This is a genomic window from Chromatiales bacterium 21-64-14 (assembly GCA_002255365.1).
Lineage (GTDB): Bacteria > Pseudomonadota > Gammaproteobacteria > 21-64-14 > 21-64-14 > 21-64-14.
Genome location: NCBI01000004.1, coordinates 61,330 through 83,350 on the forward strand (window position 1 = coordinate 61,330; position 22,021 = coordinate 83,350).

Below are 22,021 nucleotides of genomic sequence, written 5' to 3' on the forward strand. Positions count from 1 at the left end.
TCACGATGCGAGCCGGTGCGGTATCGGGACTGGCGGAGCGTGCCCACCGGCCCATCCAATCAGGAAGGACGCGGCGTGAAACACTACACTTGGTATCGGCGTAACCGGCCACGGGTCTTTCCATTCGCATTCGCCCTGGCGTTGGTCTCCGGCGCGGGGCTGGCGGCGCGATCGGCCCTGGCCCAGGAGTTGGACGCGGGTAGTGCGGTCCAGGCCCGGGCCGCCGTGCAGGCGGCGCGGATGGCGGTTCAAGAGACCGGGCGTGCGGCCCAATTGTGGACCCCGACCGACGGATTGTTGAAGCAGGCCGAGACGGCGTTGCGCAACCGGCAGTACCCGGAGGCCCGGAAGCAGGCGGAGCTGGCCACCGCGGAGGCCCAGCTCGCCTATAGTCAGTTCTTCCAAGGAAAGGCCCGTTTTATCGCCGATCGTCTGGAACGGACCCAGGACCTGAACGCCGCGCAGCGCGCCCGCCTGAAGTCCGTGGACGCCCTGGTCCGCCGTCACGCGGGCAAACCCGCATACGTGCAGGCCGCTGCCCTCGAACGCGACGTGCTTCGCAACCACCAGATGTACCGGGTCCGTCCCGGCGATACCCTGGCCATCATTGCCGCGCGTTTCTACGGCGCGCCTGACTACTGGCGCGCCGTCTACGATGCCAATAAGTCCCGCATCGCAGATCCCAACCATTTGGTGGTGGGGCAGGAACTGGTCATCGGAGCGCGCCTCGGGGACTGAGGCCGTGAACGTCCCGCGGCCGCGGTCCCGGGAGCCTGCGTGGTCCTCGGGACCAACGCCAGCACGCAAGACGCGCTAGTCTTCGACGCGTCCATCGCGCGCCGCGCGCAATACCAATTGGTCGAATTCGTCGGCCGCCATCAGGCCCCGTTCCGCCACCAGCTCCCGTATCGGCCGGCCGCTGTGCTCGGACGCCTTGGCCAGTTCCGCCGCCGCCGCGTAGCCGATCCGGGTATTGAGCAGGGTGGCGAGCCCCACGCTCGCGTGTAGAAACGCCTTGCAGCGTTCCCGGTCCACCTCGAGCCCGGAAAGGTTGCGTTCGGTGGCGGCCCGGACTGCGTGGGTCAGCCAGTCCATGGCGTCGAACAGGGCGGAACCGAGGGCTGGCATCATGACGTTCAGCTCCAACTGCCCGGCCTGAGTCATGGCGCTGACCGCGGCGTCCTGACCGATGACCTGGAAGCACACCATATTCAGCATCTCGAACATCACCGGGTTCACCTTGCCGGGCATGATGCTGGAACCGGGCTGCACCGGCGGCAGGCGGATCTCCCCGAGTCCGGTGCGCGGGCCCGATGCGAGTAGGCGCATGTCATTGCTGATTCGGGATAGTTCCAGCGCGAGATCCCGCAGCGCCGAGGACAGGCGCTGCAGGTCATGCATGGACTGCATCTGAGCTGCGAGGTCCGTGGCGGAGCGGATCGGCTCGCCGGTCAGGCGAGCGAGCTCTGCTGCCACGGCCTGCGGGTAACCCGGCGCTGTGTTGAGCCCGGTGCCCGCGGCGCTGCCTCCCAACCCGATCTCGCACAGCGCCGGCCGGATCTCGTCCAGGGCGCGGCTGCAGCGGCGCAAGGTCCACGCATAGCCATGGAACTCCCGCCCGATGGTGGTGGGAACCGCATCTTGAAGGTGGGTGCGCCCGCTCTTGACCGTGTCCTGCTCGCGCGCCGCGATCCTGGCATAGGCATCCGCCATTTCCTGAACCGCGGCGCGCAGGTGCGGCAGCTTCGTCAGCGCCGCCAAGCGCAGCGCGGTGGGGATGGTGTCATTGGTGCTCTGCCCCATGTTGACGTGGTCGTTGGGATGCACGGGGTGGTAGCCGCCCCGGTTCCCGCCCAAGCTCACGTTGGCAAGATTGGCGATCACCTCGTTGCTGTTCATGTTGTGACTAGTGCCGGCACCGGCCTGAAACCGATCCACCACGAACTGGTCCAGGAGTTCCCCATTCAGGATCCGATCGCAGGCGTCGATAATCGCCTGCGCCAGTTTCGGCTCCAGCCATCCGGCTGCGTGGTTGACCTGAGCGGCGGCGCGTTTGACCCGCACATGCGCGAGCACGAAGTCGCGGTCCGGTCCCCGGCCGCTGATGGGGAAATTGCGCAGTGCCCGGGCAGTTTGGATGCCATACCAAACGGAGGCAGGAACTTTCAGCTCCCCGAGGCTGTCTTTCTCAGTACGGAATTCGCTATTTGCGCTCATCGGGTTCTCCGGTATGGTACGGGGGCGCGACGGCCGGGTTCGCAAGGCCACGCGGATCGCAACAGCAGGGGTGGGAGCCGGTTTATGCGAGGGTCGGTCATGTCAGCTCAGGTCTGGGTCCGCGGGACCCTGGCATTGGTCGGCCTGCTGTGGCTGGTGCCGGCGCTGCCGGCGGTACCAGCCACAGCACCAGCGCCGGCCCCGGTGGATTTTACCCTTCCCGGCGTGGACGGGCTAACCCATAAGCTGTCGGATTACCGCGGGAAGTGGGTGATCGTGAACTATTGGGCTACTTGGTGCCCGCCATGCCTGGAGGAGCTGCCGGAACTGGAGCGCTTCAGCGTTCAGAACCGGAATGATGCGGTAGTGCTGGGTGTCAATTTTGAACGTATCTCGCAACGGCGCCTGAAGCAGTTCGTCGTGGCCCACGGGATCCATTATCCCGTGCTGTACACCGAGCCCACGCCGATGACCAGCCTGGGGCCGGTGTGGGGGTTGCCGACCACTTATATCGTCGATCCCAAGGGCATAGTGGTCGGACACCATACGGGGCCGCTGACCGAGAAGGTGTTGGAGGAGTTCATCCAGAGCATGGAGCGCTCTGCCGCCACGCGGCCGGTCGGCCATTGAAATAGATGGCCGCGCGTCCCGTCATGCAGGAGCGCTAGCCCGCATTTCTCACCGGGCGGCGGGGGACCGGGCCAAGGGGTTGGGATGAGCCTGGAATCCGCTGCTGGTGGGAAGAAAGAGTGTGAACGAAGGCGGCCTATCGCGGTTCTGGCTGGTCTTCGGCTCCGCAGGCTTGCTCTTCACTCAAACCGTAGCCACCACTACGGTTTTCGTGGGTTACCGCTCACGCGGACACGGACCAGGATCCGGACCGCTATTTCTTCCACGGTGCCCGCGGTTGGCGGGCTGCCGGCGGCGCAGGCCGCGAAGCTGGCATTGCCGTGATCACCTGCGTGCGCTGTGTAGTCTCCGGACGGGTGCAGGGGGTGTTCTTCCGTGCCTCTGCCCGTCAGCAGGCGGTGACTCTGGGGGTCAGTGGGTATGCGCGCAACCTCCCCGATGGGCGGGTGGAGGTGGTGGCCTGCGGTCGGGAGCAGGACGTGAACGTGCTACGCGACTGGCTGCAGGTGGGTCCGCCGGCGGCACGGGTGGACGCGGTGGACTGCGAACCCGTGGACCTGCCTCTCATCCCGGGGTTCCGGGTGGAGTAGTCCCGGACCGCGCCGGCGTCACTGCATGTACCAGCGCTGACTGAGCAGATATAAAACCCGGTCCGGATACTGACGCTGACCCGCGCTGCCGTTGTAGCGGGCGAGTGCCGCGCGCAGGTCGCCGTGTTCGCGCTTCAGATAGTAGGCGAGGATGGTGCAGCCCAGACGTAGATTGGTCTGGATGTCGAACAGGCTGTCGTTGGGACGCCCGATCTCCTTCAACCAGAACGGCATGACCTGCATCAGGCCCAGCGCACCCGCGTTGGAAATTGCATAGCGGTCGAAGTTACTCTCCACCTGTATCAGGGCCAGTACCAGTTCCGGGTAGAGCCCGGCCCGGGTCGCTTCGTAGTGTACCGCCTTGAGTATCGTCAGCCGTTCGGTGGGGTCCGGCACCTTGTTGCGCAACCGCCCGGACATGTCCAGCAGCCATACCTCCGCGGCGAAGCGGTCCCGGAAGCCATGGGGATCCCGGATCGCTTTGCGCAGCTGGGCCAGGAGTTCCGGGTCGGGGCGCTGGGCGCCGGTGGTAGCGCCCTGGCACGGGGCCGCTATCACGGACAGCAGCAGGATCAGCAGTGCCAGGCTTCGCCCCATCATCGATTGCGTCCTCGCGCGGCCCGGTCGCGGTGGCCGCCGGTCCCGCGCCGGGACGCTGCGGCGGCGTCGGCCACTCCCCCTCTTATTCGACCGTGTCCGGGCGCGCCTTGAGGAAGGCCAGGATACCTTCCCGGGGCAGGTCGCGGCTCGCGGCGTCGCGCCGCCCCTTGTACTCCACGGTACCGGCGTCCAGCCCGCGGTCGCTCATCACCACCCGCTGGGGGATCCCGATCAGCTCCAGGTCCGCGAACATCACCCCGGGGCGCACCGCGCGGTCGTCGAACAGTACCTCGATACCGGCCGCTCGCAGCTCGGCGTACAGGCCCTCGGCGGCGTCCCGCAGTCGCGCCGATTTGTGCATATGAACCGGCGCCACGGCCACCTGGAACGGCGCCAGCGGCGGTGGCCAAAAGATCCCGTTTTCGTCATGGTTCTGCTCGATGGCGGCGGCCACTACCCGCGACACCCCGATGCCGTAGCAACCCATGGTCATGACCACTGCGCGGCCGGACTCGTCCAACACCGTGGCATTCATGGCCTGGCTGTACTTGGTGCCGAGTTGGAATACATGGCCCACCTCGATGCCGCGGGCGATGGACAGCACCCCGTCGTCCTCGGGGCTCGGGTCGCCCTCCACCACATTGCGCAGATCCGCGGCCTGGGGTTCGGGCAGATCCCGCCCCCAGTTCACCCCGGTCAGGTGGCAGTCCTCCACGTTGGCGCCGCACACGAAGTCCGCCAAGTGTGCGGCGCTGCGGTCGACGATCACCGGCATGGCGAGCCCCAGGGGGCCCAGGGAACCGGGCCCGCAGCCCACCGCGGCCCGGATCTGGGCATCGCTGGCGAAGGTGAGGGGTGCGTGCACCGCCTCCAGGCGTTCCGCCTTGGTCACGTTGAGCTGATGATCGCCGCGCAGCACCAGGGCCACCAGTCCGCCGTCGTGGCCCTGCACCAGGAGGGTCTTTACACACCGCGCGGCGGGCACCTTGAGGAATGCGCAGACCGCCTCGATGGTGTGTTGTCCGGGGGTGTCCACCGTTTCCCGGGTGCAGGTGGGCGCCGGCCGGGGACCGGCGGGCGCCACCGCCTCGGCCAATTCCACGTTGGCCGCGTAGTCGCTGGCGCTGGAGAGGGCGATGGCGTCCTCGCCGGAATCCGCCAGTACGTGGAATTCGTGGGACAGGTTCCCGCCGATGCTGCCGGTGGCGGCGCGCACCGCCCGGAATCGCAGGCCCAGGCGGGTGAAGATCCGGGTGTAGGCCTCATACATCCGGCTATACGTCTCGTTCAGGGACGCCGCGTCCAGGTGGAACGAGTAGGCGTCCTTCATCAGAAATTCCCGCGCGCGCATCACCCCGAAGCGCGGCCGGACCTCGTCCCGGAACTTGGTCTGAATCTGGTAATAGTTCACCGGCAGTTGCTTGTAACTGCGGACCTCGCGCCGTACCAGCTCGGTGATCACTTCCTCATGGGTGGGACCGAAACAGAACTCGCGGTCATGGCGATCGCGCAGACGCAGCAGTTCCGGACCGTATTGTTTCCAGCGCCCGGATTCCTGCCAGAGTTCCGCAGGTTGGACCGCCGGCATGGACAATTCCAGGGCGCCAGCGCGGTCCATTTCCTCGCGCACCACCGCCTCGGCCTTGCGTAGCACCCGCAGCCCCAGGGGTAGCCAGGCGTAGATCCCGGCCGCGAGTTTGCGGATCATGCCGGCACGCAGCATGAGTTGGTGGCTTATCACTTCGGCGTCGGCGGGGACCTCGCGGACGGTGTGGAGGGGGAACTGGGATACGCGCATGATCTCGACGGCCTGTTCGGGTTCCAGGAAGGAAGCGCCGATTGTAGCCGTCCGGGCGCCGCTACGTACAGGCGCCCCGGGTCAGAACGTGTCGCCGTTCCAGCCCCACATGGTGCGGGGGGCGTCGATGAACTCGATGTAGACCCGTTGGGGGTCGATGTCCAGTTGCGAGTGCACCAGCGCGCACAGCATCTCGGAGAGGCCACGGGTGGCGGATTGCGGGAGCCCGATGCTCTTGAGTTCCAGGTAGGCCAGGGGTGCGTCGGTGCCGGCGAACGCCATGGTGGTCTCTGGTTCCAGTGCCACCATCACGTAACGCTCCGGTTTGCCCAACGCCGCTGCTACTTGGCTGGACGCGGCCTCGACGAACGCCGTGCGGAGCGCGCGCGCCACCGCCACATTGGTCTGCACCTTCAGATAAGGCATCGCACCGGCTCCCTAGTGCCGTGGCCTCAGGGGCCCTGGCACTCCTTGGCCACATCCTTACGCAGGGAGTCTATCCGCGCCTGGCGCTGTTCTTCCGTTAGATGGGTGACTTTCCCGCCGGCCTCATGGAGGTTGACCCGGGGGTGGGTCTCCAGCAGGGTGAGGGTCTCCTGGGCCTTCTTGCAGTGCGCGGCGCGCGCTGCCGGGTCTTCCGGGGGTTTTTCCTTACCCTTTGGCTTTTCTTTTGCCTTTGTCTTTGCGGCCGTCTTCTGGGCCTTACCCTGAGTCTGGGTATCCGCCGCAGTTCCGGGGTCCGGCGGGGGTGCGGTGAGGCCGCTGGGGGCCAGTTCTTCGAAGTGTTTTGCCTGGCCTTCCGGCGGGGGGGTCTGGGAATAATGAATGACCCCGCTGGGATCGGTCCATTTGTAGATCGCCGCGGATGCGTGCGGAGCGAACAACGCTGCGGCCAGGAGACCCACAACGGTCGCTACCCTGCTGAGCCCGGTATTCTCGCGCATATCGTTCTCCGCTCGTGGAAGCCGAATTAATGGAAAACCGTGTTGCCGCCCGCTGGCGCCGCGCCCATTATGGTGCGGTGCCGCGCACGCTGACAAGTGATCTGGGGGGGACTATAGCGCCAACTGGATCCCGCAACTGTGGCTTTGTTACCATTTCACGCCTGTCTCCCGAACCCCGGACGTCGCATGCGCAGTGACCTGAAAGCCCTGGATTTCGATGCGATCCAGCGTCTCCTGGAGCAGCGTACCGCCACGCCCTACGGCGCGGACGCGGCCCGGGCGCTCGAACCGGCGCCGGATCTCGCGGTAGCGCGGCGTATGCAGGACGCCGTCAGCGCGGCGCGGCACACGCTGGACGCTGGGCAGGCCCCGGTGCTGGCGGCGTTGCCGGATATCCGCGCGGCGCTACGCCAGGCCGGTGCCCGCGGCGCGGCCCTGAATCCCAATGCCCTGCAACACATCCTTCAGGTCCTGCAAGCGGCGGCGGCCCTGGTGCCGTGGGTGCACCAGTGCCCCGCCCTGTACCCCGGCACGAGCGCCGACCTGGAGCCGCCCGGGGAACTAGTCGCGCGGCTCGGTCGCACGGTGCACGAGTCCGGTCGCCTGCGGGACGACGCCAGCCCAGCATTGGTTACCCTGCACACCGAACAACAGGAGCTGCGTCGCGAGGCCGAGTCCATCGTCCGCGCGCGCGTGGCGCGTAAAGATCTGGCCGGCCTTGTGCCAGAACCTGATCGGGTGGTATGGCAGCACGACCGGGCGCTGATCAAGGTGCGTGCCGAAGCGGCGGGATCGCTGAAGGGCGTGCGGCGCGGTAGCGCCGCCGGGGGCCGGGATGTCCTCATGGAGCCCCTGGAAGCGGTAGGGGTGAACAACCGGCTGGAAGTCCTCGCCGGCAAGGTGGGGGCGGAGCAACACCGTGTGCTGCGCGAGGTCAGTGGCGAGGTGCGTGAGCAGGCGGAGCCTCTGGAACGGCTGATCGCGGCGCTGACCTGGGTGGACCTGGCACTCGCCGCAGGCCGCCTGAGTGCCGATATGAACGCGCATGCCCCGCGGCTCGCTGCGGAATGCATGGTGGATCTGCGCGCGGCCTACCATCCACTGCTGATGCAGCAGTTCGCCGACGGCAGCCTTGAGTCCCTGGTGCCCCTGACCCTGCGTCTGGACCCCGCGCGCAGCATATTGATGCTGACCGGGCCCAATACCGGCGGCAAGACCGTTGCCCTGAAGACCCTCGGCCTGCTGGTGACTATGGCCCACTGTGGCCTGCACATTCCGGCGGAAGGCGATTGCGCGATCGGTGCCTACCAGCAGGTGATGGTGGATGTGGGGGACCGCCAGAGCGTGTACCATCAGCTCTCCACCTTTGCCGGCCACGTCGCGGTGCTCAAGCGCATCCTGGAGGCCGCCGACGCGCATACCCTGGTGCTGCTGGATGAACTGGGTACCGGCACCGACCCGGAGGAAGGCGCCGCCCTCGCGATGGCGGTGCTGGACGAACTGGCGGGCCGCGGGGTGCAGGGGATCGTCAATACCCACCTCGCCGCGCTCAAGGACCACGCCGCGCGGCATCCTCCGCTGTGCAATGCCTGTATGCTGTTTGACCGTGCGACGCTGCGCCCCACCTACCACCTCAAGATCGGCGAGCCGGGCGTGTCTCTGGGGCTGACCATCGCCGAACACGGCGGCCTGCCGCCGGCCGTGGTGCAGCGCGCGCGCGAATACTTGAAGGTGCTCACGGGACCTCCGCCGCCGGGTGGACCGGACCGGGTGGCGTCCCGCGGGTAGTCCACGCGGGGCCCCTGCAAGCCAGCTCTCTCTATTGACCTATCTACTGAAATTCAGTAGCTTTTCCTGTTTCGGCCGCGTGTGCTGTGGATAGGGGCGCGGTGGCCCTGGGCGCGTTGAGGAGAATCCGACTGTGGAGTTGACCGGTGCCGAGATCTTCGTCCGTTGCTTGGAGGAAGAGGGTGTCGAGTATGTGTTCGGGTACCCCGGCGGCGCGGTGCTCCACATCTACGACGCGTTGTTCCGACAGGAAGCGGTGAAACATATCCTGGTGCGCCACGAGCAGGGCGCGGCCCATGCCGCCGACGGCTACGCGCGCGCCACCGGCAGACCGGGCGTCGTGCTGGTCACTTCCGGCCCCGGCGTGACCAACGCGGTGACTGGGATCGCCACCGCGTATATGGACTCCATTCCCCTGGTGGTGTTCTCCGGGCAGGTCCCCACGAGCCTGATCGGCAATGACGCGTTCCAGGAAGTCGACTCGGTGGGCATTACCCGCCCGTGCGTGAAGCACAATTTCCTGGTCAAGGATGTGGCGGATCTGGCGGTCACGATCAAGAAGGCGTTCTACATCGCTACCACCGGCCGTCCCGGACCCGTGGTGGTCGACATCCCCAAGGATGTCACTGCCCACAAGACGGAGTTTGCCTACCCGAAGAAGATCGCCATGCGGTCCTACAATCCGGTGGTCAAGGGCCATCCCGGGCAGATCCGCAAGGCGGTGGACCTGATGTTGTCCGCCCAGCGCCCGATGCTGTACACCGGCGGGGGGGTCATCCTCGGCGAGGCATCCAAGCCCCTCACAGACTTTACCCGTCTGCTCGGCTTCCCGATCACCAACACCCTCATGGGATTGGGGGCCTATCCGGCCACCGACCGTCAGTTCGTGGGCATGCTCGGCATGCACGGGACCTATGAGGCGAACATGGCGATGCACAGTTGCGACGTGCTCATTGCCATCGGCGCCCGCTTTGACGACCGGGTCACCGGCAATATCGACAAGTTCTGTCCCCACGCCAAGATCATCCACGTGGATATCGATCCGGCCTCGATCTCCAAGAACGTCAAGGTGGATGTTCCGATCGTCGGTTCGGTGGATCACGTGCTGAAGGACATGATCAAGATGGTCAAGGAGGGCGGCCGCAAGCCGGATGCGGAGGCCCTCAAAGAGTGGTGGGCGCAGATCGACGAATGGCGGGAGATGGATTGCCTCAAATACGACCGCCAGAGCAAGGTGATCAAACCCCAGCACGTGCTGGAGTGCCTGTACAAACTCACCAAGGGCGATGCCTTCGTCACCTCCGACGTCGGTCAGCACCAGATGTGGGCCGCCCAGTTCTACAAGTTCGACAAGCCGCGGCGCTGGATCAACTCCGGCGGCCTCGGTACCATGGGTTTTGGCCTGCCCGCGGCGATGGGCGTGCAACTGGCGTATCCCGACGCGACCGTCGCCTGCGTCACCGGGGAGGCCAGTATCCAGATGTGTATTCAGGAGCTGTCCACCTGCCGGCAGTATGGTTTACCCATCAAGGTCGTGAATCTCAACAACCGCTACATGGGCATGGTGAGGCAGTGGCAGGAGTTTTTCTATCAGGGGCGCTACGCGATGTCGTATATGGATGCGCTGCCGGATTTCGTGATGCTGGCCGAGAGCTACGGGCACATGGGTATGTGCATCGATCGGCCCGAAGACGTCGAAGGCGCTTTGCAGGAGGCATTGAAGGTGAAGGACAAAGCGGTGTTTCTCGACTTCATCACCGATCAGACGGAGAACGTCTACCCGATGATCCCCGCGGGTGCGGGACAGAACGAGATGATCCTGGTATAGACCATGCGCCACATCATTTCCATCATGCTGGAGAACGAAGCGGGGGCGCTGTCCCGGGTGGCTGGGCTGTTCTCGGCGCGTGGCTACAACATCGAGTCGCTCACCGTGGCCCCCACCGAGGACCCGTCGCTGTCGCGGATGACGCTGGTCACCAGTGGAAGCGACGACATCATTGAGCAGATCATCAAGCAGCTCAATAAGCTGGTAGATACGGTCCGGTTGATCGATTTGACCGATGGCCCCCATATCGAGCGTGAGATGCTGCTGGTAAAGGTCAGCGCGGAGACCAGCGAGATACGCGCGGAGATCAAGCGGGTGGTGGACATCTTCCGCGGCCGGATCATCGATGTCACCGATCTCACGTATACCGTCGAGTTGACCGGGGTGGGGGCCAAGCTCGACGCATTTCTGGGAACCGTACAGCGTTCCCTTATTCTGGAGGTGGTGCGTTCCGGCGTCTCGGGTGTTTCCCGCGGCGCCAAGGCGCTGCAGGTGTGAGCCGCCGCTGGTGACCCGGTACCGGTCGTCCGCGGTCCGCCGCCCGGAACCTCGAACCGGATACGGGGATCGTTCCGTTTTCCACCGATTGCACTGACCAGTTGGAGCCAAAGACCGTGATGAACATCTATTACGACAAAGACGCCGACCTTTCCATCATCAAGAAAAAGAAAGTGGCCATCATTGGTTACGGGTCCCAGGGGCACGCCCATGCCAACAACCTGCAGGACAGCGGCGTCGCGGTGGTCGTGGGACTGCGCCCGGACTCGGGCTCGGTGGCCAAGGCGAAGCAGGCGAAACTAAAAGTCAGCCCGGTGGACGAGGCGGTCAGGGGCGCCGATCTCGTCATGCTGCTGGCACCGGACGAACATCAGGCGCGTTTGTACCGGGAGGTGGTGGCGACCAATATCAAGTCCGGCGCCGCGCTTGCGTTCGCACATGGGTTCAATATCCATTTCCAGCAGATCGAGCCGCGCGCTGACCTGGACGTGATCATGATCGCCCCCAAGGGGCCCGGCCATCTGGTGCGGTCCACCTACGAGAAGGGTGCCGGGGTGCCGTCGTTGATCGCGGTGCAACAAGATGCTTCCGGCATGGCCAAGGAGGTCGCGTTGTCCTACGCGGTGGCGATCGGCGCCGGGCGTGCGGGTATCATCGAGACCAGTTTCCGCGAGGAGACCGAGACGGATCTGTTCGGTGAACAGGCGGTGTTGTGCGGAGGTGCTACCGCGCTGGTACAGGCGGGTTTCGAGACCCTGGTGGAAGCGGGTTACGCGCCGGAGATGGCCTATTTCGAGTGCCTGCACGAACTCAAATTGATCGTGGATCTGATGTACGAGGGCGGAATTGCGAACATGCGCTATTCCATCTCCAACACCGCTGAGTACGGGGACCTGACTCGCGGGCCACGTATCATCACTGAACAGACCCGCGCGGAGATGAAGCGGATCCTCGGCGAGATCCAGGGGGGGCAGTTCGCCCGGGAGTTCATCCTGGAGAATCAGGCTGGCGCGCCGACCCTGAAGGCGATGCGCCGGCTCAGTCGCGAGCACCCTATTGAGATCGTGGGCGAACGCCTGCGGGAGATGATGCCCTGGATCAAGGCCGGCCGGATCGTCGACAAGACCCGGAATTGAGTGCGCCGCGCCGGCGTCGCGCGAGTCCGGTCAATGTGGATGCCGGGGCGCACCGCCATTCCGCCCCGGTGTCCGGGGGGATCCGATGGCGCACGCGGGATTGCCCTATATCTTTGGTGCCGCCGGCTTGGCGCAGCATTTCTTCGCGTTGGGGTGGGCGGCCCGAGCTGGGGGCGACCACGCTGTTATGTCCAGTACGGCGAGCAGATTGGGCACGGCCAACGTTGCGGCCACATCTCTTTCGGTTCCCGGGTGGACCTGTTTATCGCTGTCAGTGCTCGGGTTGCCGTCCAGGCCGGGGCCCAAGTGACATCGGGCACCAGCATCCTCGCGACCCTCGTCCACAAGTGACTGCGCGCCCGTCCCCCGCTCGGTGGTCGCGGCGCGCCGGCTGGTCCGGGGGCGTGCCACTGGTACCATGGACCCATACCGGGCAATCGCCCAGGGGAACGTGATGGAGCCCGAACCCACCGAGGTCAAGCGACGCAGGGGCATATACCTGCTGCCCAACCTGTTTACCACGGCCGGCCTGTTCGCCGGGTTCTATGCCATCGTCGCGGCTATCGGCGGGCGCTATGCGGCCGCCGCGGTGGCCGTGTATGTGGCGATGATCCTGGATAGCCTGGATGGCCGGGTGGCGCGGCTTACCAATACGCAGACTGCGTTCGGTGTCGAATACGACAGTCTGTCGGACATGGTCTCCTTCGGACTCGCGCCGGCGCTGGTGATGTACGAGTGGTCGCTGTCCAGTCTCGCCACTCATGGCTGGTTGTGGGCCAAGCTCGGGTGGCTGGCGGCGTTTATCTACACCGCCGGCGCTGCGCTGCGTCTGGCGCGGTTCAACACCCAGGTTGGGACCCTGGACAAGCGTTATTTCCAGGGCCTGCCGAGTCCTGCGGCCGCGGCGGTGGTAGTGGGGCTCGTATGGGTCGGCGACGAGATCGGATTGCGGGGATCGGATCTGATTCTCCCCGCCTTTATCCTCACGGTGGGGACCGGCATGCTGATGGTCAGCAACATCCGCTACTACAGCTTCAAGGAAGTGGACTTTGTCCGCCGTGTCCCTTTCGTCGCGATCCTGCTGGTGGTGATGGCCTTCGTGCTCGCGTCCATCGATCCACCGAAGGTCCTGTTCTTCTCGGTCCTCGTATACGCAGCTTCCGGTCCCCTGCATACGCTCTACCAACTACGCCGCCATCGGGCCCAGCGCCGGGCGGGCGGCGGAACCGGAGGGGGATCCGGGCGCGAGTCCGGCCCACGGGACTGAGCCGCCGCGCGCGATCCCGCGTGCGTGGACTTGGCAAGGGCCGCGAAAGCGGTTATATTCGGGGCGTATCCACTTTGGTTTTGTCAGACACGGCCCATGTACCGATACCGGTTTCCACAACGCTCTGCCCAGGTCCACGCCGCCCGGCGCGGTCCGGCTTTGTCGTGCGTGTCCGCGGGGCGGGTGCTCCTGCTGTCCCTGCGACTGCTGCCGTAAGGCAGCATACTCCCCATTCCCGGCGAAGGATTCGCCACTCCATCGAATCAGGACTGTTCCGGCCGCGGCCGGAGACCGGGTTTCTGTTCCCGGAGGTCGCGGGTAGACTCATGGGCACGCATTGGGAGTTCCACGATGGGCAACCGAGACAAACTCATCATATTTGATACCACGCTTCGGGACGGGGAGCAGAGTCCCGGGGCCTCCATGACGCGCGAGGAGAAGGTCCGCATCGCCAAGGCGCTGGAGCGCATGCGGGTGGACGTCATCGAGGCCGGTTTTCCGGTCGCCAGCCAGGGTGATTTCGAGTCCGTGGAGGCGGTGGCCCGCGCGGTGAAGGACAGCACCGTGTGCGGGCTCGCGCGCGCGGTGGACCGGGACATCGACCGCGCGGGGGAGGCGCTCAAGGACGCGGCGCGCGCGCGCATCCATACCTTCATCGCCACCTCCCCGATCCACATGAAGATGAAGTTGCGGATGGAGCCGGATCAGGTCCTGGAGCAGGCGGTCGCCGCGGTCAAGCGTGCGCGGCGTTATACCGACGACGTGGAGTTTTCGCCGGAGGACGCCGGGCGTTCGGACATCGATTTCCTGTGCCGGATCCTGGAGGCGGTGATCGGCGCCGGTGCGGGCACCGTGAATATACCCGATACCGTGGGTTACAACGTGCCTGAGCAGTTCGGGGCGTTGATCCGCACCCTCATCGAGCGGGTCCCGAACGCCGGCCAGGCGGTGTTTTCCGTGCATTGCCACAATGATCTCGGCCTTGCGGTGGCCAATTCCCTGTCCGCGGTGCTCAATGGCGCCCGGCAGGTGGAATGCACCATCAACGGTTTGGGCGAGCGCGCCGGAAACGCCGCGCTGGAAGAGATCGTGATGTCGGTGCGCACGCGCCAGGACATCTTCCCCTGCGACGTGGATCTGGAGACCACCCAGATCGTGCCGACCTCACGGCTGGTGTCAGGGATCACCGGGTTCCCGATCCAGCCCAACAAGGCGATCGTCGGGGCCAACGCCTTTGCGCACGAGTCCGGCATCCACCAGGACGGGGTGCTCAAGAGCCGCGAGACCTACGAGATCATGCGCGCCCAGGACGTGGGCTGGAGCATGAACCGGATCGTGCTGGGCAAGCATTCGGGGCGCAATGCCTTCCGCACCCGCCTGAAGGAACTGGGCATCGACTTCGCGTCGGAAGAGACGCTCAATCAGGCGTTCGTCAGGTTCAAGGAGCTTGCCGACAAGAAGCACGAGATCTACGACGACGATCTGCAGGCCCTGGTGACCGAGGCGAGCCTGGAGGCCGAGAACGAGCACGTCCGACTCGCCTATCTGCGGGTCTGCAGTGAGACCGGCGAGACGCCCAATGCCCAGGTGACGCTGTTGGTGGACGGCGCGGAGCGGCAGGGGCAGGCCAGTGGTGGTGGCCCGGTGGACGCGGCCTTCAAGGCGATTGAGGAGATCGTCCACAGCGGTACCGAGTTGCTGCTGTACTCGGTCAACAACATCACCACCGGGACCGATTCCCAGGGGGAGGTCACGGTGCGCCTCGGCATGGGGGGACGGGTGGTCAATGGGCAGGGGGCGGACACGGATATCGTGATCGCATCCGCGAAGGCGTACCTGAACGCCCTGAACAAGGTGATCCGACCCCAGGCCCGGACCCATCCGCAGGTGGCCGATGTGTGAGGGCGTGCCACGGCGGGTGGTTTGGGCCGCGGGCGTATCCGTACCCCCGCGGCCGACCCGCTCCGGGGGTCCGTCCGCATGACCCCGGAGCGGCGCGCCCGGTATCTGGATGCCCTCGGAATTCCGTGCTGGGTGCCACGGCAGGGGAACGCCGGAGAAACAGGATCCGGCGTGGCGCCGCCATCGCCTTCGGAGGGCCCGGCGTCGCGGCAGGGGACCTTCCCGGCCGGTATCGAGACCGGTCCAGGGGGGTTGGGCTGGGACGCCCTGGAGGCCCGGGTGGCGGCGTGTACCCTCTGCGGTCTGCACCAGACCCGTAGCCGTACGGTTTTCGGTGTAGGGGACCGGGAGGCCACCTGGATGGTGGTGGGTGAGGCGCCCGGGGCGGAGGAGGATCGCCAGGGGGAGCCCTTCGTCGGGCGCGCCGGGAAGCTGCTGAACGCGATGCTGGCCGCCATAGGCCTGGAGCGCCGCCAAGTTTATATCGCCAACATCCTGAAGTGCCGCCCCCCCGAGAATCGGGATCCACGCCCGGAGGAGGCCGCCTGTTGCGAACCCTATCTGCGGCGCCAGGTGGAACTGGTTCGTCCCAGGGTCATCCTGGCGCTGGGGCGCATCGCCGCTCATCATCTGCTTGGGACTACCACCAGCCTGGCGCGGTTGCGCGGCCAGACCCACCGCTACGGGGTCACCGACATCCCGGTGGTGGTGACCTACCATCCCGCATACCTGTTACGTTCCCCCGGGGAGAAGCGCAAGGCGTGGGTGGACCTGTTGTACGCCCGGAACGTGTGCGCGCGCGGGGACCCGGTGCGGGTCTGAGGCACGGCGTGGCCGCGTTCCTGGATGGTATAATGTTTGCGCGTCTCGAGCGGTGGTCCCAACGCCCCCGGCGCTAGGCGCCATCCCGTTTGGCGTCCTCCGCATCGGTGGCTGATATTGGAACTGGGTCATGAGCGCCATACTCAACGACAACCTCGCCCGATTCCGCCCCATGCGCGAGAACGATCTTGCGGCGGTGATGGATATCGAGTCGGGCGCCTACGACTTCCCCTGGAGCGAGGGGATCTTTCGCGATTGCCTGCGGGTGGGGTACTGCTGTTGGCTCTATGAGGAGGCAGGGGAAGTGCTGGCCTACGGTGTCATGTCCGTGGGCTACGGCGAGGCCCATGTGCTCAACCTCTGCGTCCGTCCGGAATCCCGCCAACGTGGCATCGGTCGGCGCATGCTGTCCCACCTTCTGGATCTGGCCCGGCGTCACCACGCCGACACCGCCCTGCTGGAGGTGCGTCCCACCAACCACGCGGCGCTGGTCCTGTACACGGGACTGGGGTTCAACCAAGTGGGGTTGCGGCGCGCCTACTATCCGGCCGCCCGGGGCCGCGAAGACGCGCTGATACTCGCATACCGGTTGCGCTAGGCCCTAAAACCACCATTGATACGAGTTTGCCCCTCCATTCTGTAATTGCCATTCCTACGTGTGCCGCCCTGGCCGGGCTTGCCACGTCGGAAAACTTTACAAATAGCATTCCTCGCAACCTATTGTAAAACATGCAAAGAAATTGGCGTCGCGACAGAATACGGAAACGTAGTTTCCCGCGCCGTCAAAATGTCTTACAGCAGATTCCGCTCGTAGGCTACCCGCTAAATTGTTGTATGTGTGAATAACTTTTCCTGATGTGGCGCATCTTGGACGGACCAAGCCGTCGGGAAATTTTACACGTTACCGGGCGAAATCGGTTTCTTGCGCGACATATTGGATTTAGATGCCTGAATATGCGAATAAAAATTTTAGTTGGTACGGATGTTGTAAGGGGTAATGTCGAGCGGAACAGGAGGAGCATAGCAAGTCAGGCGCGCGGCGCCCCAGGGGTTCGGGGAAACGTGTAGACCTGCCAATAAAAATGATTGGAGTTCCGCATTTCACCATAACGCACAATGGAGCGGTCACACGCCGGCAGATCGACTAAGAACTTAAAAGCCGCTGGCGGACAACGATAACAATGGCCGATAATAAGAAAATTCAGAAGAACAGGTAGAACCTGTCGCGGACCCACTTGAAGGCGCTAGGCGGGCGGTGAGTCACAAGGACGTGCACTGGTTTTACCGCGGGGCTTCCACAGGGTTTTCGCGTGACCCACCGCTCCCCGGAGTGGTCGCATGCCTGGACCTGCCGTCACTACGTTCGCGCGCAAGCTGCTTCGCATTGTCCCCTAGGGCATCGGGATTCAGTCACACACCCGGTTGCGCCCCTCCGCCTTGGCGCGATAGAGGGCCATATCTACGCGTTGCAGCAGGTGTTCCGGGGTGGCGGCGCGGGCCCCGAACGCGGCGACGCCGATGCTGACGGTACAGCGCGCCGGCGCCCGGTCGGGGCTCTCCTCCGCCGGCAACAGGTCTGCTTGCTCGATTTCCCAGCGCAGTTTCTCCGCCAGCTGCAGGGCCTTGGCGGCGCCGGTCTGAGGCAGGATCAACAGCAATTCCTCCCCGCCGAATCGACCCAGCACATCCGAGCGCCGCACTGAGCGTTTCAGGAGTTCGCCCAGCCCGCGCAGCACGCGGTCGCCGGCATCGTGACCCAGGGTATCGTTGACCCGCTTGAAGTGGTCGATATCCAGTAACAACACGGACAGTGCGGTCCCATACCGGTTGGCGCGGGTCACCTCCTCTTCGAGTTTCCGGTCCAGATAGCGCCGATTGTAGATGTCCATCAGGGGGTCGGTGATTGCCTCCCGTTGGAGGGTGGCGAGTTGCTGCAACGACTGGATGGTCTGATGGCTGATCCGGCTGATCACCAGGACGAAGAACGCGCCGGCCACGAAGATGACGGTGGTAAGAAACTCGTTGGCGCGGTAGACGCCGAACGTATACGCGTAGGCATAGAGGATGTAGCCTACGATGAAGAGCACGACCGTTCCCTCGAGCATGCCCCATTTCCCGTGGTCGCTGGGCACCCGGGTTCGGATTTGATGGATGGTGCGCAGCGCGAGGCCGAGGATGAAGGCGCCCAACAGGACGAAGGCGGGGATCAGGGTCTTATGCATGGCTGCGGGGCCGGTGGCAACGGAGCACGGACATGGCGGGCGCGAATCCGGGGTCGGCAGGATTCCGGGACAGTGTACCCGAGGTCCGTCTCCAGATCATACGCTAAAAGGGGTCGGACACGAGCGGCGATCTCGCCTGATCGTCGGTGCGCCGCTCGCAGTAGGCGCATGATATCGGCAGCACGCCACCGGGCTCGGTGTGTCGATCGGAGGCCCACGGGCCCGACATGAGAATCGCCGACCGGACCGTCCTGTCCTGGGCCCTCTACGACTGGGCCAATTCGGTATTCGCGACCACGGTGATGGCCGGGTTTTTCCCGGTATTCTTCAAGGAATACTGGAGTGCCGGCGCCAGCGCCACGGTGGGCACGTTCCGACTCGGGGTCGCGAATGCTGGCGCCAGTGTGGTGATCCTGCTGCTGGCCCCGGTACTGGGCGCGATTGCCGACGCCGGAGGCGCGCGCAAGCGCTTCCTGGCGTTCTTTGCGACGCTGGGTATCGTCATGAGCGCCGGGCTCTATCTCGTGGCGCACGGAGCATGGGTGCTGGCGGCAGTGGTGTACGCGCTGGCGGTGATCGGTTATTCCGGTGCCAATGTCTTCTACGATGCCCTGCTGGTGGAGGTTGCCACGCCGGATCACTACCACCGGGTTTCCGCCCTCGGGTACGCATTGGGGTATCTGGGAGGAGGGCTGCTGCTCGCGCTCAATGTCGTGATGGTTCAGCGCCCCGCTTGGTTTGGGCTGACGGACGCCGCACAGGCGGTACGGATCGCCTTTCCCCTGGTTGCCGTGTGGTGGGCGGTATTCTCGGTGCCCCTGCTGCGCAATGTCCGTGAGCATCGGACGCGACCGATGCGTGGTGCCGGCCACTCCGTGCGTCGCGGGTTGAAACAGCTGGCGGAGACGCTCCGGCACGTGCGGCGCCTGCGCTTCGTGGGCCAGTTCCTGGTGGCCTACTGGCTGTATATCGACGGGGTGGATACGGTAGTGCGGATGGCCGTGAACTACGGTCTGGAGCTCGGTTTCCACGCCGGGGACCTGCTCCTGGCCCTGTTGGTCACCCAGTTCGTGGGTTTCCCCGCGGCCATTGTTTTCGGGCGCCTGGGCCAGCGTTGGGGGCCACGCGCCTCCATCTTCGTCGCCATCGGCGTCTATATGTTGGTCCTGGTCTGGGCAGCAAGGATGCGGGATACCACGGATTTCTATGGAATTGCGGTGGCGATAGGCTTGGTCCAGGGGGGGATCCAGTCGCTCAGCCGCTCCCTCTATGCGCGCCTCATCCCGCCCGACAAGGCCGCGGAGTTCTTTGGGTTCTACAATATGCTGGGCAAATTTGCCGCGGTGCTGGGCCCCCTGCTCATGGGTTGGGTGGGGTGGGCCACCGGCAGTCCACGGCTCTCGATCCTGTCGCTGGTCTCGCTCTTCCTGGCGGGCGGGTTGGCCCTCTGGTTTGTGGACGAGGAGGCGGGGAGACTGGAGGCGGCGCGGCTTTGAGCGCTGGCCGGCGCCGCGACTGGGCCGGCCGCGGCCCGTTGGGGTAGAATGCACCCCGTTCTATAGGGCTACTACGCCCCAAGCCGACGAGGTCCGACGATGTCGAATCCAAGGCCCGAGAGGGTCAGCCTCCTTCAGGTCCTCCAGAGCGTGCTCGCGGCGATGTTCGGCGTACAGAGCGAGCGCAACCGGAAACGCGATTTCAATAGTGGCACCCCATCCCAGTACATCATCATCGGCCTGATCGTGGTCGCACTGTTCGTATTGACCATCTTCGGCGTGGTGGAGCTGGTGCTTAGGTTCGCGGGCACCTGACGGTCGAGGCCGGATCACCCGGTGTCCGGCCGTGGAGCGCGTGCGCGTAGCCAGTGGAACGACGGGATCTGATCATTGCGGAGTAAGCTGTGAGCGAATCTTCCATGATTTTTTTTGCGCGGCGCGTTCGCCGTACGCCGCGGTTTAAGCCACTGCGGGATGGTGCAATCCGAGCGATCGCGTTGCTGGTCATACTGGTCGGGCCGTGTGTCCCGGCACACGCCTTTGACCTTCGGGATGTCGTTGCCAAGGCCAAGGCATTGGCCGCGCGGTCCTACCAAGCCCCTACGCCGATCCCAAAATTTCTTAGAGAGTTGAGTTTCGACGAATATCAGGGAATCCGCTTCAATCCCGACCGAAGCCTGTGGCGGACGGCCCACGCGCGTTTCCAGGTAATGTTGGTGCCACCCGGGCTGTACTATACGAACGTAGTGCGCATCAACGTGGTCGATGGGACCGGCGTCCATCGAATCCCGTTTCAGAAGGACGACTTCGACTTTTCCAGCCAGGAACTCGAAAAGCGGATCCCGGCCGATCTCGGGTACGCCGGTTTCAAGCTGACCTATCCATTGAACGGACCGAAGGTCCAGAACCAGTTCCTGGTGTTCGCGGGGGCCAGCTATTTCCGGGGGGTCGGCAAGGGCAACGCCTTTGGGTTGTCCGCGCGTGGGGTGGCGGTGGATACCGGCCTGCCCTCGGGAGAGGAGTTCCCGTCGTTCATTGAATACTGGCTGGTACGACCCAGCGCCGACGCCCACGCCATGACTTTTTACGCACTGCTGAATGGCAAGAGCCTGACCGGAGCCTACCGGTTTACTGTGTATCCTGGCAGCCCCACTATGCTGCAGGTAAAGGTGGTTCTGTTCCCGCGCGCGCCGATCCAGCTCCCGGGGATCGCGCCGCTGACCAGCATGTTCTTCTATGGCGCAAACACCGCGCGCCCCCCCGGCGAATGGCGTCCCCAGGTCCACGACTCTGACGGCTTGCTGATCCACAACGGTGGAACGGGAGAGTGGTTGTGGCGCCCGCTCCTCAACCCGAAGCAGCTCCAGATGTACTATTTCAACACGGAGAACGTGCGTGGCTTTGGGTTGTTGCAGCGTGAAACGGGCTTCTCCGACTACCAGGATCCCGGGGCCCGTTATGATGAACGCCCGAGCGCGTGGGTGGCGCCGCAGGGCGATTGGGGCAAGGGGCAGGTCATACTGCTGGAGCTGCCCGCCAGCGCCGAGACCAACGACAACATGGTGGCATTCTGGAGCCCGTCGGAGAAGGCGGACGTCGGGAAGCCGATGACCTTGTCGTACGACCTGAGCTTCGGTGATGACGGCGTGGCCAAGGAACCCATGGGTTACGCAGCCGCCACTTTTGTGGGCAACGGCAACATCATCGGCGGTGGAAGCACGCATGGCGCTTATCGGGTGATCGTGGATTTCGCCGGCGGCCCGCTGGCGACCTTGGCACCCACCGCACCGGTGGTGGGCCAAGTCACCGCGCTCGACGGGGGCAAACTGATGGAGCACTACGTCGAGTACGTGCGGCCCACACGCCGTTGGCGACTATCCATTCTGGCCAAGCCGGCGCCCGGCCAGCCGCTTTCATTGCGGGCATTCCTCCAGGAGGACAAGAAAACCCTGACCGAGACCTGGACCTACCACCTGCCAGTGCACAACGACATCGTACCGGGAGGCGGTTGACCATGGATCGGACGCTTGGGGAATTCGCCCTTGGGCGGGTGCTCGCTTACCTGCGTTGGTGTGGACTCGTGCTGACGCCGGAAGCAGTTCGTTCAGCCCTGCAGGTGGTCGAGTCGGCGCTGTCTCAGGGGGAAACGGACCTGCTTCGACGGGTGATGGACGACCTGCCGCGTCGTTTCGCCCTGCCCGTCGTGCAGGCCCCGCCGCCGCTGCCCCCGGTCCGGCGCGGCAGCATCGGTTACGGTTGAGGCCGATTTCGATCGTGGAGAGC

At 65.0% G+C, this 22,021-nt stretch carries 21 protein-coding genes; 15 read left to right on the forward strand and 6 right to left on the reverse strand.

All coding sequences use genetic code 11. The annotated features are described in order from the left end of the window. Positions 1-15: 15 nt before the first annotated feature. Positions 16-738, forward strand: a complete 723-nt coding sequence (locus B7Z66_03795; GenBank protein OYV77527.1) for a hypothetical protein — start codon at positions 16-18, stop codon at positions 736-738. 75 nt (positions 739-813) lie between these two features. Here the strand turns inward: B7Z66_03795 and aspA are convergent, their stop codons facing one another. Beyond that, positions 814-2,217 carry an aspartate ammonia-lyase gene (gene aspA / locus B7Z66_03800; protein OYV77528.1) on the reverse strand — a complete coding sequence of 468 codons (1,404 nt, stop codon included), beginning with the start codon at positions 2,215-2,217 and terminating at the stop codon, positions 814-816. 84 nt (positions 2,218-2,301) lie between these two features. Between aspA and B7Z66_03805 the strand changes: the two genes are divergently transcribed. Continuing rightward, entirely contained in the window at positions 2,302-2,847 is a 546-nt protein-coding gene (locus B7Z66_03805) for a hypothetical protein (GenBank protein ID OYV77529.1), read from the forward strand. A gap of 323 nt (positions 2,848-3,170) precedes the next feature. Continuing rightward, complete coding sequence (locus B7Z66_03810) at positions 3,171-3,437, forward strand: acylphosphatase (GenBank protein ID OYV77641.1); 267 nt, start codon at positions 3,171-3,173, stop codon at positions 3,435-3,437. 18 nt (positions 3,438-3,455) lie between these two features. Here B7Z66_03810 and B7Z66_03815 read toward each other — a convergent pair whose 3' ends face one another. The 4 genes from B7Z66_03815 to B7Z66_03830 form a co-directional block, all read right to left on the reverse strand. Then, positions 3,456-4,037, reverse strand: a complete 582-nt coding sequence (locus B7Z66_03815; protein OYV77530.1) for a transglycosylase — start codon at positions 4,035-4,037, stop codon at positions 3,456-3,458. An 82-nt stretch (positions 4,038-4,119) separates the two neighbouring features. Then, on the reverse strand, positions 4,120-5,835 hold the full coding sequence (locus B7Z66_03820; protein ID OYV77531.1) for a proline--tRNA ligase: 1,716 nt from the start codon (positions 5,833-5,835) through the stop codon (positions 4,120-4,122). A gap of 81 nt (positions 5,836-5,916) precedes the next feature. Further along, positions 5,917-6,261 (reverse strand): hypothetical protein, encoded by a 345-nt coding sequence (locus B7Z66_03825; GenBank protein OYV77532.1) that lies wholly within the window; start codon positions 6,259-6,261, stop codon positions 5,917-5,919. A gap of 26 nt (positions 6,262-6,287) precedes the next feature. After that, positions 6,288-6,779, reverse strand: coding sequence for a hypothetical protein (locus B7Z66_03830; protein ID OYV77533.1), 492 nt, complete (start codon positions 6,777-6,779; stop codon positions 6,288-6,290). A gap of 186 nt (positions 6,780-6,965) precedes the next feature. Here B7Z66_03830 and B7Z66_03835 point away from each other — a divergent pair, with 186 nt between their 5' ends. The 8 genes from B7Z66_03835 to B7Z66_03870 all read left to right on the forward strand — a co-directional run bounded on the left by B7Z66_03835 (position 6,966) and on the right by B7Z66_03870 (position 16,618). Further along, positions 6,966-8,567, forward strand: a complete 1,602-nt coding sequence (locus B7Z66_03835) for a DNA mismatch repair protein MutS (protein ID OYV77534.1) — start codon at positions 6,966-6,968, stop codon at positions 8,565-8,567. Positions 8,568-8,700: 133 nt separating this feature from the next. Beyond that, positions 8,701-10,395, forward strand: a complete 1,695-nt coding sequence (locus B7Z66_03840; GenBank protein ID OYV77535.1) for an acetolactate synthase, large subunit, biosynthetic type — start codon at positions 8,701-8,703, stop codon at positions 10,393-10,395. A 3-nt stretch (positions 10,396-10,398) separates the two neighbouring features. Continuing rightward, positions 10,399-10,893: an acetolactate synthase small subunit gene (locus B7Z66_03845; GenBank protein OYV77536.1), complete on the forward strand. Its 495-nt coding sequence runs from the start codon at positions 10,399-10,401 to the stop codon at positions 10,891-10,893. 119 nt (positions 10,894-11,012) lie between these two features. Continuing rightward, the gene (locus B7Z66_03850; GenBank protein ID OYV77537.1) at positions 11,013-12,029 is read left to right on the forward strand and encodes a ketol-acid reductoisomerase; all 1,017 of its coding nucleotides are present in this window, start codon (positions 11,013-11,015) and stop codon (positions 12,027-12,029) included. Positions 12,030-12,483: 454 nt separating this feature from the next. Further along, positions 12,484-13,296, forward strand: coding sequence for a CDP-diacylglycerol--serine O-phosphatidyltransferase (locus B7Z66_03855; GenBank protein ID OYV77642.1), 813 nt, complete (start codon positions 12,484-12,486; stop codon positions 13,294-13,296). 351 nt (positions 13,297-13,647) lie between these two features. Further along, entirely contained in the window at positions 13,648-15,198 is a 1,551-nt protein-coding gene (locus B7Z66_03860; GenBank protein ID OYV77538.1) for a 2-isopropylmalate synthase, read from the forward strand. 78 nt (positions 15,199-15,276) lie between these two features. Continuing rightward, positions 15,277-16,020, forward strand: a complete 744-nt coding sequence (locus tag B7Z66_03865; protein OYV77643.1) for a uracil-DNA glycosylase — start codon at positions 15,277-15,279, stop codon at positions 16,018-16,020. Between the two features lie 130 nt (positions 16,021-16,150). Then, the gene (locus B7Z66_03870) at positions 16,151-16,618 is read left to right on the forward strand and encodes a ribosomal-protein-alanine N-acetyltransferase (protein OYV77539.1); all 468 of its coding nucleotides are present in this window, start codon (positions 16,151-16,153) and stop codon (positions 16,616-16,618) included. Positions 16,619-17,426: 808 nt separating this feature from the next. Here B7Z66_03870 and B7Z66_03875 read toward each other — a convergent pair. After that, complete coding sequence (locus B7Z66_03875; protein ID OYV77540.1) at positions 17,427-18,242, reverse strand: hypothetical protein; 816 nt, start codon at positions 18,240-18,242, stop codon at positions 17,427-17,429. Positions 18,243-18,469: 227 nt separating this feature from the next. Here B7Z66_03875 and B7Z66_03880 point away from each other — a divergent pair, with 227 nt between their 5' ends. The 4 genes from B7Z66_03880 to B7Z66_03895 all read left to right on the forward strand — a co-directional run bounded on the left by B7Z66_03880 (position 18,470) and on the right by B7Z66_03895 (position 21,998). After that, the gene (locus tag B7Z66_03880) at positions 18,470-19,738 is read left to right on the forward strand and encodes an MFS transporter (protein ID OYV77541.1); all 1,269 of its coding nucleotides are present in this window, start codon (positions 18,470-18,472) and stop codon (positions 19,736-19,738) included. 99 nt (positions 19,739-19,837) lie between these two features. Continuing rightward, a complete protein-coding gene (locus tag B7Z66_03885) occupies positions 19,838-20,053 on the forward strand; it encodes a hypothetical protein (GenBank protein ID OYV77542.1) in 216 nt (71 codons plus the stop codon). 104 nt (positions 20,054-20,157) lie between these two features. Then, on the forward strand, positions 20,158-21,750 hold the full coding sequence (locus B7Z66_03890; protein ID OYV77543.1) for a glucan biosynthesis protein G: 1,593 nt from the start codon (positions 20,158-20,160) through the stop codon (positions 21,748-21,750). Between the two features lie 2 nt (positions 21,751-21,752). Beyond that, positions 21,753-21,998, forward strand: a complete 246-nt coding sequence (locus B7Z66_03895; GenBank protein OYV77544.1) for a hypothetical protein — start codon at positions 21,753-21,755, stop codon at positions 21,996-21,998. The last annotated feature ends 23 nt before the right edge of the window (positions 21,999-22,021 follow it).